The sequence below is a fragment of the Pseudomonas sp. Marseille-Q8238 genome, assembly GCF_965111915.1.
In genome coordinates this window covers 2021337-2034269 of record NZ_CBCOPI010000001.1, presented here as the reverse complement: position 1 = coordinate 2034269, position 12933 = coordinate 2021337, and the positions used below count along the sequence as shown (strand labels likewise).

The following is a 12933-nucleotide window of genomic DNA, read 5'->3' as shown; positions in this document are numbered from 1 at the left end:
GAAATGCCCGCGGGGCAGCAAGTTCTACTCAACAAGCAGCCCGACACCCGCCCACTTCATGCTGCCTCAGATTGGCCGTAGCTGACCTATGCAGGTGCCTGTAACCCCGCTACCTTCGCACAGCCGTCTTCCCCTGATGGGGTCATGGCACGCTCACGCGCAAGCCAACGCGACGAGGAAAACAATAAAGCGATGATCAGGCCACCAGCAGCACCACGCCTCAGCCACCACGGTTCACCGCATAGCAAACGTTGGCTGGTGGCGATCAGCTATACGCTGGCGCTGTGCGCTAATCAGGTGCTGATTACCAATCTGATCCCCCTCCTCTCGCACCTCCAAAACCTCTATGGCCTGTCAGAGATTCAAGCCAGTGCCAGCGTTCTGATCTTTCCCATCTTCTGTGTCGCGCTGTCGATCCCGGCAGGAATGTTCATCGATCGCTTCGGATTTCGCCACGGCACCGGCTTGGGGGTTGCGCTGATGGCATTGGCAGTACCGCTGCGCCTGAAGATCGAAACCTATTCAGGCCTAATGCTCGGGCAATTGCTGATTGCGCTGGCCCAACCCCTGATCATCAATGGCGCCGCAAAAATGGCCGCTGAGTGGTTCGCTGAAGAAGAGCGCGGCAAAGCCATAGGCCTGACCACCGCAGGCATGTTTACCGGACTGGCACTGGGCCTGGGGTTAACGCCCATTCTGTTCGAACGCTACGGCTTGCACGCTACCATCCTGGGGTTTGCGCTGGCCTCACTCCCACCTTGCCTGCTGTTCTTCCTTTTAAGCGGCAATGCTGAGCGGCCCCAACTCAGCCAGAGCGACAGCACCAGCCGTGGCTTATTGAACCTGTTTTATACCCCAGGATTACCGGTCCTGCTGCTGGCAGCACTGATCGGCTTCGGCCTGTTCAATGCGCTAACGTTGTGCCTGGAGCCCATCCTGGCAGACAACGGACTGAATGCCCGCACCCTCGCAGCAGCGAGCACGCTATTGATCGGTGGCGGTGTATTCGGCTCGCTTCTGGTAGAGCCGTTGGCACGACTGATAAACAGCAAGAAAAAGGTTCTACTGGGTTGCGGCTGCGGCGGCATCTGCAGCATCTGGTTGTTGTTCCACACTCATACCCATGTTGCAGCGCTCTTCTATGCAGCGCTGCTGGGCGTATTCTTGCTGCCCTGCTATGCCTTGCTCCTGACCTTGTGCGAAGAGCTGGCAGGCGCCAAGCAGGCTGCCAAGGCCAATGCCTTGCTAACCGTCTCGGGGAATGTCGGTTCGGCTTTGGCGATGACGGCCGTCCCCCTTATCCATTCAGCCATGGGCAACTGGACTGCAGTGATCGTCTTTCTGATCGCCCTGGCCCTGTTGCAATTGATGGTGGTCATACGCTTCAAACCGCCGGTATACACTCAAGCCTGCGCTACCGATAGATAGCGTCCAACCTCTACAACCGTAATCAAGCGAACAGCCCAATGAAATTTGATTGGCACAGTGATCCGATCACCCATCACACGGTCATCAGTAGCGACTACAAGAATACGCAGAACGTCCGCAGGTTCATGCTTGAGCACTGCGGCCCCACATTCCGGTTCGATCGCGACTTCATGGCCTGGATACGCGGCGGTGCACCACAGACGATGGGAGAGATTGTGGCAGAGTGGCAGCGCCGCAACCCGTCGTCAGGACCATCACCGGCCACCGCGTGACGCACCAAAACACGCACAGAAATGCACGCCGGTTTGCCATAATTGCCAGCCCTGAATCCCAGGTTCAGCGTAACGCAGACATTCGCTGCATAACCCACCAGTAGCCAGCGGTGACACGATGATTGAGGTAACCGAGGTTTCCATTTCCGAATTGCGCGCCGCGCTCGAGTCCGGCCGCACCACTTCGGTAGAGCTGGTCCAGGCCTACCTCGCCAGGATCGAGGCCTACGACAGCCCCACCACACCCACACGGCTGAACGCTGTGGTGGTGCGCAACCCCGAAGCCCTCCAGGAAGCCGAAGCCGCCGATGCGCGTCGGGCTCGCGGCGAAACACTCGGCCCGCTGGATGGCATCCCCTACACCGCCAAGGACAGCTATCTGGTGAAAGGGCTCACTGCAGCCTCCGGTAGTCCGGCATTCGCCAGCCTGGTCGCCTATCGGGATGCCTTCACCATCGAACGGCTGCGTGCCGCCGGCGCAATCTGCCTGGGCAAGACCAACATGCCGCCCATGGCCAACGGTGGCATGCAACGCGGCGTCTATGGCCGGGCAGAGAGCCCCTACAACGCCGACTACCTCACCGCCCCCTTTGCATCGGGCTCATCGAACGGCGCCGGCACGGCGACCGCAGCAAGTTTCGCGGCTTTCGGCCTCGCCGAAGAAACCTGGTCGAGCGGTCGCGGGCCAGCATCGAACAACGGCCTGTGCGCCTACACACCTTCGCGCGGCGTGATCTCGGTACGTGGCAACTGGCCGCTGACCCCGACCATGGACGTCGTCGTGCCCTACGCCAGAACCATGGCCGACCTCCTCGAAGTGCTGGACGTGGTGGTGGCTGAGGACCCCGATACCCGCGGTGATTTGTGGCGCCTGCAACCCTGGGTGCCCATTCCGAGCGTGGCCTCGGTACGTCCCGCGTCCTATCCAACGCTTGCCGCCAGCGCCGACGCGCTCGCCGGCAAACGCTTCGGTGTTCCGCGCATGTACATCAATGCCGACCCCGAGGCAGGCACCAGCGATGCGCCCGGAATCGGCGGTCCCACAGGCCAGCGAATCATCACCCGCCCCTCTGTGATCGAGCTCTGGAAGCAGGCTCGCCAGGCGCTCGAAGCGGCTGGCGCCGAAGTGATCGAGGTCGACTTCCCGCTGGTCTCCAACTGCGAGGGGGACCGTCCCGGCGCACCGACGGTATTTACCCGTGGCCTGGTATCCAAAGAATTCCTTCATCATGAATTGTGGGACCTGACCGCCTGGGCCTTCGATGACTTCCTGCGGGCCAATGGCGACCCCAACCTGAACCGTTTGGTCGATGTGGACGGGCCGCTGATTTTCCCGCACGACCCGGGAACCCTGCCCAACCGCGAAGGCGACCTCGTTGCCGGCATGGACGAGTACGTGCGGATGGCCGAGCGTGGCATTACACCCTGGAACGAGATCACCACCCTGCCGGACGGTCTGCGTGGGCTCGAGGAAACCCGGCGCATCGATCTCGAAGACTGGATGGACGGACTGGCGCTCGACGCGGTGATCTTCCCGACGGTGGCCGACGTGGGCCCGGCGGATGCGGACGTGAACCCGGCATCTGCGGACATCGCCTGGAGCAATGGCATCTGGGTCGCCAACGGCAACCTCGCCATCCGCCACCTGGGAGTGCCCACGGTCACCGTGCCGATGGGAATGATGGCGGATATCGGCATGCCCGTCGGGCTGACCTTCGCCGGCCGGGCCTACGATGATTCGGCGCTGCTGCGCCTGGCGTCGGCGTACGAGTCCACCGGAACGAAACGGGTGATTCCTCCGCGCACTCCGCCCCTGTCACGTAACTGAGACGAGTCGCGAAACCGGGGCAATAGACGCCCCGGCTCCGCTCAGGGTCTCCCCCTGAACCCGAGCCGGGCTGGCTCAGCTCCAGAGCCGCCTCAAAGGCAATCCCAGCACGATACCTAACAAGCAGAACAGGCCGAACAGCCAGCCCGAAGCCGCCCCGGCCATGATGCCGGACAGCAACGTGCCGACCGTACAGCCCAGCGCCAGCATGCTGCCCAACCCGAGCAGCACGCCGCCCAGCAGATTACGCATGAGCTCGTTTGCACTGGGGCGCCGAGGCTGGAAGTCACCGGCAACCAACGCACTGGCCCAGGCCGCCGCCACCAACCCGAGAATGAACAGGCCGTTGTTCGACAGCAGGGTTTCCTTGATCACGGTGGCACAGCCGGAGAACCCGTCCAGGCCCTCCATTCGCTCCGGTAACCAGCCCAGATCACTGGCGGAAGTACGGGCCACGCTGCCCAGTTCCGCCGTTACACCAAGCGGTCCGACCCGCAAGTAGGCCAGGGTCGCAAGAAAGCCGATCAGCACACCCCCCACCCAGGTCGGCCAGCGCTGACCGAACAGCACTTGCTTCAGGCTGCGTAAAGGCTGGATCACCTGCGCTCCTGACCGATGATAGGTCAGCAGCCAGCCCGCCAGTCCTGCCAACAACAGGAGCTGCAACACCAGCGAAACCCCGTATCCGTGCCAGTTGGGCAACCACACCACTGGCGCAGCCTGAATGCTCAACAGGTACAACGGGTTCCAACACAGAAAACCGATGACGAAGCCAAGTAGCGCCCCCAACAAGGCGAAGACCGATGCGAAAGCCCCCTCTCCCAGCCGGTACAGATGAGCACTGATACAGGAACCGGAAATGGCCATGCCGATACCGAACAGCGTTGCCGCCAGGGCAAGCACCCAGCTCAATGGCCCCACATGGGCATCAGGTGGTAACCGCCCCGACATCGGATCCGGCAGGAAGGCGCCAAACACCGCGTGGTAACCCAAGGTACCCACGACAAGCGCGGCGATGATACCGAGCAACCCTTCGGGCTTGCGCTGCTCAATGAAATCCCGGGTGACGCAAAAGAAGCAGAAGCGCGAGCGTTGCAGCAGCAGGCCGAAAACCGCGCCACCCAGCAACGACAAACTCAGGGCCTGGCTTTCACTGTCCGGGCCAGCCAACTGCCAGATGGCCAACAGCAGAACCACCGTGATCGATAAAGCCGTCAAGGTGGCGATGCGCTCGGTCGAGCGCCGGGGAACTGCAAGCATGCCGACTCTCCATAAAAGAAGGGTGAGCGCCCAGCCTGAACGCTCACCCCGGCAACCCTGTCACGAAGAATATTGCTTACTTGCCACCCCAGACGGTGCCGGCCACGTTGACCACCGGCACGCCGACCGCGTTGCCGTATTCGGTCCAGGAACCGTCGTAGTTGCGCACGTCGTAACCCAGGATTTTCTTCAGGGCGAACCAGGTGTGACTGGAACGCTCGCCGATGCGGCAGTAGGTGATGATCGGCTTGCTGCCGTCGATCCCGACCGCCGCGTAGACCTTCTTCAATTCCTCGGCAGACTTGAAGGTACCATCGGCTGCCACCGCCTGGCCCCAGGGCACGTTGACCGCACCCGGTACATGGCCAGCGCGGATTGCCAGTTCCTGTACGCCCTGCGGCGCGAAAATCTTGCCGTTGTATTCATCGGCAGAACGGATATCCACCAGTTGCACGTCGCTACGCTTTTCCGCCGCGGCCAGCACATCCGGCAGGAAGGCTCGTAGGTCCTTGTTCGCCGCCTTGACCACCACATTCCCCGCCGCCGGCGTTTTCACGCGGTTCTCCAGCGGACGTTTTTCCGCCTCCCATTTGACCCGGCCGCCATCGAGCAACTTGACGTTATCCACGCCATACACGTCGAAAACCCAGGCGCCCCACGCGGCGAACCAGTTGTTGCTGTCGCCATAGAGCACCGTGGTGGTATCCGCCGAAACCCCCGCCTTGCGCAACAGCGCCTGGAAGTTCTCCTGGCTGGCGATGTCACGGCGCACCGGGTCGACCAGATCGGTATGCCAGACGACATTTACCGCGCCGGGAATATGCCCGCGCTCGTAGACGCCCGGCACGACGCTTACCTCGATGACCCGCACCTTGGGGTTGTTCAGGTTCTTTTCCAACCAGTCGGTCGTCACCAGCACATCACTGGCGGCAATCACCGGAGACGCCTGCAGCAACGCGGTAACCGCGAGCACACCGGCACCAATCAACGTTTTCAGTTTCATCATGAATTCCTCGAAGATTGATCAGGCAAGGCCCCTGCCTTGCAGTCATTGAGTGCTGTGAATCCTTCAGCTGAACGTTCGAGGTAGCGGATCAATCGTCCACAACCGCCGCACACACAGCGCAGAAAATGCAGCGTTGCATGAGCAAGTGGATGAGATGACAAACGCGAGAACCTGGCAGACCTCGTGAGCACGTGTCGGCCATCTTGGCGGGCCGGATCACGGACAACTTCAGGGTTGAGCTGGAGTCCGGTGATCCGGTAGCGGCTAAGCTAGAAGATATAAAAAACAGGCTGCAAATAATCTTTAGGAATTAGCTTATATTGACTGAAGGAGGAAGGGTCGAAGGCAGTGAAAACTCCCGAAAGGCTGCTATCAGCACAAGCCTTCTTTGCGTGACAGGCCGCTCGTAACTCAATAGCAAGCCCTCTCGAATGAACCCTTGCCAGCCCTGTGATTGAGCAATGAGTATGCGACTTTCAACAACTGGATTTTCCTCGTTATCAGCAGCTCCGGAAAAACTGTTGGAGCCTTCTTACAGGGTCCGCCTGGAAGGCTATTTCTCTGGGAAACAGCTCGATGCGCGAGTGCTTCAAAATATTTCTCTCACATGCACGAGCTCATCGCTCCCCTTTTGCTTAACACCACTTGGGCGTTGAGCTGATAAAACTGGGGGGGATCAGTACCCCTACTCAGCTTGATACAGACGACCTTGCCATCGGGGTGGACGAACAAAAATGGGCCATGCTCATCGTCGGTAGTGTTCACGTGAGCTGGCCCTAAAAAGGCGTGTCGGAAGGCTGAAGCATTCCGACCGCCACCGGGGAAATTTAGAAATTCAGGGTATAGCGGACGATAAAGCGGTTCTCGTCACCACTATCCGCATAGTTCGAACGGTTTGTAGAGTTCCGCCAAAGCACCGACACCCCCTTCACAGGCCCGCTCTGTACAACATAAGCAATATCCGTGACCCGCTCCCACTCCTTACCGCTCTGGCCATCGACTCGTAGGGCTGCTGCTTGTCGGGTGTTGAGCAGTGTAGGGTCAACATCGTCGCCTTTCACGTATTTCAGCCCGAACGTCAACCCAGGGATTCCAAGTGCCACGAAATCGAAGTCATAGCGGGCAAACCAGATGCGCTCGTTCGGTGCAGTGAAGGTACTCACCAGAGACTCACCAAACAGATAGGTGTCAGTGCCATTCACAAACGCAAAGGGTGTCTCGCCCCAAGCTTTCTGATAGCCACCGCCAATGGTGTGTCCCTTGATGCTATAGGCGAAGTAGCTACTCAAGGTGCGGTTATCCACCTCGCCCAAGAGTGCGCTTCCCGTCTCACTGGAGTCGAATAGGCGTACATCGGAAATTACAGCGCCAGGCCCCCACGGCTGGTTTAGCTTCAAGCCAGCGTAGTGGGATCGGTAGAGGTCCTTCAGCTCGGCAATGTGATAACTGAGCGTCAGCGTGGGAAGTGCCTTGAGATCGAGTGCCAGGTAATCATAATGGTCCGCCTCAACGGGTCGGTAGCCGAATGCGGTAAGCGACTCGAAGTCTGTCGAGTTTCGCAGCTTGACGGCATTGACCCGGAGCGCCGTGATGGTGAGCGGATCAAGATCATTGGAAACCAGCATCCCGCCCCGGAAGACCTGAGGCAGCAGCCGGCTGAAGTTGCTCGATAGCATGGGAAGGACGGGGTTTAGCCCACCGACGCGCAGCTCGCTTCGACCGAGTCGAGCCTTGGCAGTCAGTAGCAGCTTGCTGTACTCATCCTCCACATTCCGCTCTGAATCAAAGGCCAGAAGCCCCGACCCCGTTCGGTCCGGGCTGGAGTCCAGCTTCACACCGAGCAGCCCCATTGCATCGATGCCGAATCCAACGGTGCCTTCGGTGTAACCCGACTGCAAATTGAGAATGAATCCTTGCGCCCATTCTTCTCGCTTCGACTGGCTTGCCCCCTCGTTACGGAGGTCACGGCTGTAATAGAAGTTGCGAAGTTCCAGGCTTCCCTTTGCATCTGCAACGAAGTCAGCCATGACGACTGGAGTTTCCAGTGCAACGGCAACGATGAGAGATAGCCGAACAAAGTTCTTCGACATCTTGAGCACCTTTTGTTTTTGTAGTGTGCATGAGTCCGTGCCACCAAGTTCTGGCAGCATTCGGGGTTTATTCGTGAGTCATATTTCTCTCAGTACGGCGCTGGCAGAACACCAGACGGCGCTCGACTCCAAGCCTCTTTGTTGGGGCAGTTGGAGTCATCTTGAGCACGTCCTTGGATACTGGTTGGTGGATCCAAGGACTGTGGGCTCAAGAAGCCTGTCGTTCAAACCACTCAGCGAGTGTGCTCAGCCTCCCAAGCCTTAATCGCCTCCGTAGCCACCCGGAACGCAGCCAGTGCGGCCGGTACGCCGGCATAAATACCAGCCTGCATCAGTACCGCACGAATCTCCTCAACGGTGACACCATTGGTGAGCGCCCCCTTCACATGCACACCCAATTCGTGGTGCTGGTTCATGGCTGTCAGCATGGCCAGATTCAACAAGCTGCGTGTTTTGAAAGGCAGCGTTTCATCCCCCCAAACAGCCCCCCAGCAGTACTCCGTCACCAACGCCTGCATGGGTTTGTTGAAGTCATCAGCAGCCGACCAGGACTTCTCTACATGTGCGGCGCCAAGTACAGCCTTGCGATTTGCGAACCCTTTATCGAACAGTTCTTTATTGCTCATATTTCACCTGCTATGAGTAGCTTGATAGTCAGAGGTTGATATCTACATCGCGGGTTTCACGAAGGAAGATCAACCCGATCACGAATGACAATGCAATCCAGATAACCGGGTACCAGAGGCCGAAGTAGATGTTGCCCTTCTCCGCCGACAGGGCGAATGCAATAGTCGGGAGCAAGCCACCGATCCAACCGCTGGCAAAGTGGTAGGGGAAGGACATCGAGGTGTAACGGATGCGCGCGGGGAACATCTCTACCAGCATCGGCGCTACAGGGGTGAGCGTGATGACGCCGCAGAACACCAGCGCCATCAGCAGCAGGAAGACCTTTCCTTGCTGGAATTTCTCAGGATCAGCTTTTACTGGATAACCGGCCTGTTCAAGTTGACCCAGCAGCGATGCTTTCAGTGACTCCATGCGCTCTTTGGCTACAGCTGTATCCAACCCAACGCTGCCAGGCGACATGAGCTCAGCCGCTCCCACCTTGATCAATGCAGTGGCCTGCCCTGGTACATTCTGAGTCTGATAGCTGATGCCCGAGGTCGAAAGCACCTGCTTGGCCACATCACATGGGCTACTGAAACTGCGGGTGCCCGTAGGGTTGAACATGAACGAGCATTGAGCTGGATCCACCACCAATGTAACGGGTGTACGCTCCTCAGCAGCCAACAGATCGGGGTTGGCGTAGTGGGCCACTCCTTTGTAGATCGGGAAGATGAAGAGCGCAGACAGGAAAAAACCAATCAGCAAGACTGGCTTACGCCCTATCCGATCACACAGCCAACCCGCGATCAGGAACATCGGCAGGCCGGTAACCAGGGCAAGCGTCAGCGTGGTATTGGCCAGTTGCGGATCAACCTTGAGACTCTGGGTCATGAAAAAGGTCGGGTATAGCACTGCCACGTAATAGGCACAGGTCATACCACCGCAGATACCGAACAGAGCAATGGTCAATCGCTTCAGGTTGGCTTTTTCCATGAAGGTCTCTCGCAGCGGAGACTTTGAAAGCCGATTCTCTTCCTTCATTTTCTTGAACGCAGGCGACTCTGCCATTCCCATGCGGATAGAAATGGAAATGCCGAGAAGCACTAGCGAAAAGAGAAATGGGATTCGCCAGCCCCAGGTGTTGAACTCATCACCGGTGTAATGACGGCAAGCCAGAATTACCCCAAACGCCAGCAACAATCCCGTCGTACCCGTAGCTGAAATCCACGCGGTATTAAGGCCTCTGCGCCGCGAGCTCGAGTGCTCAGAAACATAAGTCGCAGCACCACCATACTCACCACCCAGAGCCAAGCCTTGGAGCATTCGCATCGCGATCAGCAGACTGGGGGCGAGCACCCCGGCTGACTCGTAGGTAGGAAGCAGGCCAACTGCAACCGTGGAAATACCCATGATCACGATAGTGATGAGAAAGGTCTTCTTGCGCCCGATACGATCACCGATACGCCCGAAGACCACTGCGCCTACCGGACGCATGATGAACCCTACGGCAAAGGTCAAAAGCGCAAAGATGAAGCCTGTCGTAGGGTCGAGACCGGAAAAGAAGTTGAGTGCGATGACTGCTGCGAGAGCCCCATAGAGGGTGAACTCGTACCACTCGAAGACAGTACCCAGCGATGCTGCGGCAATGACTTTAACGGTCGACTTATCGATGCTTTTGGAGGAGCCGACATCCACCGTAGCTGTTGATGTTTTCATGTTCACAACCTGCATTGTTTTTATTGGTGTGTTTTCTTCATGGCGCTCAAGGCGCCGGGGCATAACCGACGATGGACTTGGTTTCCAAATACTCGATCAAACCGTGCTCTCCCCATTCGCGTCCGTTGCCAGATTGCTTGTAGCCACCGAAAGGGGCCCCCATATCCGCGGGTGGGTAATTGAGGTGAACGCCGCCTGCTTGCAGATAGGCCGCGACATCACGAGCCCGTTGCAGGCTGCTGGACTGCACATAGGCCGCGAGCCCATACGGAGTGCCATTGGCGATCGCGATCGCTTCGGCCTCAGTGCGGTATGGAATGATCGAAAGGACCGGACCGAAGATTTCTTCCTGGGCAATGGTCATGTCCGGGCGGACAGCAGCAAAGACCGTCGGCCTGACGTAATAGCCGCGCTCCAGGTCATCAGGTCGACCAAGGCCTCCACAGACCAGTTCAGCGCCCTCGTCGATACCGCTTCGAACCAGTTGCTGGACGCGATCGAACTGCGCCTTGTTCACCAACGGACCCAGTTGCGTTCGTTCGTCATTCGGGTCCCCCGTGCGGTAGGCAGCTGCCGCTGTGCGGGCGATTTCCACTGCCTCGGCCATGCGCGTCACAGGAACCAGCATGCGGGTAGGAATCGAGCAGGACTGACCACTATTGGTAAAGCAAGCAGCCACACCTTTAGTAACGGCCTGGGACAGGTCGACATCATCGAGCAGGATATTGGCAGACTTGCCGCCAAGCTCCTGGGCGACACGCTTGACCGTATCCGCAGCAGCCTTGGCTACGCGGATGCCCGCCTGGGTAGAACCGGTGAAAGACACCATGTCGATGTCCGGATGTGCACAAATGGCATGCCCTACGGTCGGACCATCGCCGTTCACCAAATTGAATACGCCAGCAGGCAGACCAGCTTCATCCAGTACCTCGGCGAAAAGCAGCGCAGAAAGCGCAGAGAACTCGCTCGGCTTCAACACAATCGTGCAGCCTGCCGCCAGGGCAGGCGCGATCTTCACCACGATCTGGTTGATCGGCCAGTTCCACGGCGTGATCAACCCACAAACCCCAATAGCCTCCCGCCGGATCAGCGTTGTGCCGTGCTGCTCATCGAAACTGAACTCGCGCAAGACACGGATGATCTCCTCGATATGCAGACGACCACGCGCCGCCTGTCCTGCCCGCGAAAAAGTAATCGGCGCCCCCATTTCCAGTGTCATGGCCTGGGCAAACTCTTCGTGGCGCTGGTTATAGAGGGTCAATACCCGCTCAAGCAGCTCGATGCGCTGCTGGGGCGTCCAGCGTGAATAACTGGAGAACGCCTTACGCGCAGCACGCACGGCACAATCAACGTCCTCGGCACTCCCCATGGTCAGCTCGCCATAGGCTTCTTCGGTTGCCGGATTGATCAGAGGGAACGTGCGATGTTCGCCTGCTGGCGCACACCATTGCCCATCGATGAAAAACTTATTCATACGATTCATGTCAGCGCCCCGCTCAATCGAAAGTGATGACTTGGCGAACTGCCTCGCCATTGCGCAGGCGATCCATACCGATATTGATTTCATCCAAAGGCAGGCGGTGCGTGACCAGCTTGTCTATAGGCAGGCGGCCAAGACGGAATAGCTCCAGATAGCGCGGGATATCGCGATTCGGGACACTGCTGCCCATATAGCTGCCACGCAGAATCCGCTCCTCTGCCACCAGCCCCACCATCGGCACGCTGAAGGTTGCGCTCGGGCGAGCCAGGCCTGCGGTGACGACCTCACCACCACGCTTGCCAACCTTCCAGGCAGTCTCCAGGGCTGCCGGTGCACCAGCGAACTCCAATGCTACGTCCACCCCTCCCTTGGTCAGTTCACGAATCGCCTCTACCAGGTTCGGATCGGTTGCATCGAATGCGTGGCTAGCCCCAAGCGCCTTGGCCATCGCCAATTTCTCGGGATTGGTATCGATTGCGATAACCTGACTAGCACCGGCCGCCAGCGCACCAAGCAGTGCGGCCAGGCCAACGCCCCCCATGCCGACGATGGCGACAGTCGAACCGAGCGTAATGCTCGCACTGTTGGTGGCAGCACCAACCCCCGTCAGAACGGCACAGCCGAACAACGCCGCGTGTTCCAGAGGAACTTCACGGTCTATTTTCACCAGAGAGTGGGTAGACACTACGGCGTACTCGGCAAAAGCCGAGATACCCGAATGGTGATTGAGGACCTGAGCACCACGGCTCAAGCGTCGGTCGCCACGCAGCAAGGTACCGGCGGTACCCGCAACCGCTCCCGGCGCACAAAGGGCAGGACGCCCTCCAGAGCATTCGACGCAGTGACCACAGGCTGCAACGAACACCGTTACCACATGGTCACCTACCGCCAACTCATCCACATAAGGGCCGACAGCCACCACGACCCCAGCCGCCTCATGCCCGATAACCATCGGCAACGGTCGAGGGCGCACGCCCTCAATGATGGAGAGGTCAGAGTGGCAGATGCCTGCAGCAGCGATCTTGATCAGCACCTCACCAGGACCGGGATCAGCAAGCTCAATTTTTTCGATGCGCAACGGCTTGCTTTCGGCGAATGGCGCGGGCAGCCCCATTTCATCCAGCACAGCGGCTCTGATTTGCATGATGGTTTCCCTTTTACATTGTTCTCGGAAAGGGCTTTTCGGCCTCACTTCGTAAGACTGTATTACAATCCTACAGGCATAACAACACATAAAGATAATTGCT

The 12933-nt window shown here is 58.7% G+C and carries 10 protein-coding genes; 3 read left to right on the top strand and 7 right to left on the bottom strand.

Annotated features, from left to right (window positions below; translation table 11 throughout):
- The first annotated feature begins 144 nt into the window (after nucleotides 1-144).
- The 3 genes from ACWPW0_RS09365 to ACWPW0_RS09355 all read left to right on the top strand — a co-directional run bounded on the left by ACWPW0_RS09365 (nucleotide 145) and on the right by ACWPW0_RS09355 (nucleotide 3528).
- Nucleotides 145-1428 carry an MFS transporter gene (locus ACWPW0_RS09365; RefSeq protein WP_454255146.1) on the top strand — a complete coding sequence of 428 codons (1284 nt, stop codon included), beginning with the start codon at nucleotides 145-147 and terminating at the stop codon, nucleotides 1426-1428.
- 38 nt (nucleotides 1429-1466) lie between these two features.
- Entirely contained in the window at nucleotides 1467-1700 is a 234-nt protein-coding gene (locus ACWPW0_RS09360; protein ID WP_447591021.1) for a DUF6434 domain-containing protein, read from the top strand.
- Between the two features lie 118 nt (nucleotides 1701-1818).
- Nucleotides 1819-3528 (top strand): amidase, encoded by a 1710-nt coding sequence (locus ACWPW0_RS09355; protein ID WP_454255145.1) that lies wholly within the window; start codon nucleotides 1819-1821, stop codon nucleotides 3526-3528.
- Nucleotides 3529-3603: 75 nt separating this feature from the next.
- On the opposite strand, the gene ACWPW0_RS09350 is transcribed toward ACWPW0_RS09355, so the two are convergent.
- The 7 genes from ACWPW0_RS09350 to ACWPW0_RS09320 form a co-directional block, all read right to left on the bottom strand.
- Nucleotides 3604-4788 carry a YeeE/YedE family protein gene (locus ACWPW0_RS09350; RefSeq protein WP_454255144.1) on the bottom strand — a complete coding sequence of 395 codons (1185 nt, stop codon included), beginning with the start codon at nucleotides 4786-4788 and terminating at the stop codon, nucleotides 3604-3606.
- A 76-nt stretch (nucleotides 4789-4864) separates the two neighbouring features.
- A complete protein-coding gene (locus tag ACWPW0_RS09345) occupies nucleotides 4865-5791 on the bottom strand; it encodes a sulfurtransferase (RefSeq protein WP_454255143.1) in 927 nt (308 codons plus the stop codon).
- Between the two features lie 830 nt (nucleotides 5792-6621).
- On the bottom strand, nucleotides 6622-7884 hold the full coding sequence (locus ACWPW0_RS09340; protein ID WP_454255142.1) for an OprD family porin: 1263 nt from the start codon (nucleotides 7882-7884) through the stop codon (nucleotides 6622-6624).
- 233 nt (nucleotides 7885-8117) lie between these two features.
- Nucleotides 8118-8510, bottom strand: a complete 393-nt coding sequence (locus ACWPW0_RS09335; protein WP_447591016.1) for a carboxymuconolactone decarboxylase family protein — start codon at nucleotides 8508-8510, stop codon at nucleotides 8118-8120.
- 28 nt (nucleotides 8511-8538) lie between these two features.
- On the bottom strand, nucleotides 8539-10206 hold the full coding sequence (locus ACWPW0_RS09330; protein ID WP_454255141.1) for an MFS transporter: 1668 nt from the start codon (nucleotides 10204-10206) through the stop codon (nucleotides 8539-8541).
- 46 nt (nucleotides 10207-10252) lie between these two features.
- Complete coding sequence (locus ACWPW0_RS09325; protein ID WP_454256719.1) at nucleotides 10253-11689, bottom strand: aldehyde dehydrogenase family protein; 1437 nt, start codon at nucleotides 11687-11689, stop codon at nucleotides 10253-10255.
- A 13-nt stretch (nucleotides 11690-11702) separates the two neighbouring features.
- A complete protein-coding gene (locus ACWPW0_RS09320; protein WP_447591014.1) occupies nucleotides 11703-12830 on the bottom strand; it encodes a zinc-dependent alcohol dehydrogenase family protein in 1128 nt (375 codons plus the stop codon).
- Between the last annotated feature and the right edge of the window lie 103 nt (nucleotides 12831-12933).

Excerpts from the sequence above, each read along its gene's own strand:
- ACWPW0_RS09365 (WP_454255146.1), top strand. The coding sequence starts at position 145 with ATGGCACGCTCACGCGCAAGCCAACGCGACGAGGAAAACAATAAAGCG.
- ACWPW0_RS09360 (WP_447591021.1), top strand. The coding sequence starts at position 1,467 with ATGAAATTTGATTGGCACAGTGATCCGATCACCCATCACACGGTCATC.
- ACWPW0_RS09355 (WP_454255145.1), top strand. The coding sequence starts at position 1,819 with ATGATTGAGGTAACCGAGGTTTCCATTTCCGAATTGCGCGCCGCGCTC.
- ACWPW0_RS09350 (WP_454255144.1), bottom strand. The coding sequence starts at position 4,788 with ATGCTTGCAGTTCCCCGGCGCTCGACCGAGCGCATCGCCACCTTGACG.
- ACWPW0_RS09345 (WP_454255143.1), bottom strand. The coding sequence starts at position 5,791 with ATGAAACTGAAAACGTTGATTGGTGCCGGTGTGCTCGCGGTTACCGCG.
- ACWPW0_RS09340 (WP_454255142.1), bottom strand. The coding sequence starts at position 7,884 with ATGTCGAAGAACTTTGTTCGGCTATCTCTCATCGTTGCCGTTGCACTG.
- ACWPW0_RS09335 (WP_447591016.1), bottom strand. The coding sequence starts at position 8,510 with ATGAGCAATAAAGAACTGTTCGATAAAGGGTTCGCAAATCGCAAGGCT.
- ACWPW0_RS09330 (WP_454255141.1), bottom strand. The coding sequence starts at position 10,206 with ATGAAAACATCAACAGCTACGGTGGATGTCGGCTCCTCCAAAAGCATC.
- ACWPW0_RS09325 (WP_454256719.1), bottom strand. The coding sequence starts at position 11,689 with ATGAATCGTATGAATAAGTTTTTCATCGATGGGCAATGGTGTGCGCCA.
- ACWPW0_RS09320 (WP_447591014.1), bottom strand. The coding sequence starts at position 12,830 with ATGCAAATCAGAGCCGCTGTGCTGGATGAAATGGGGCTGCCCGCGCCA.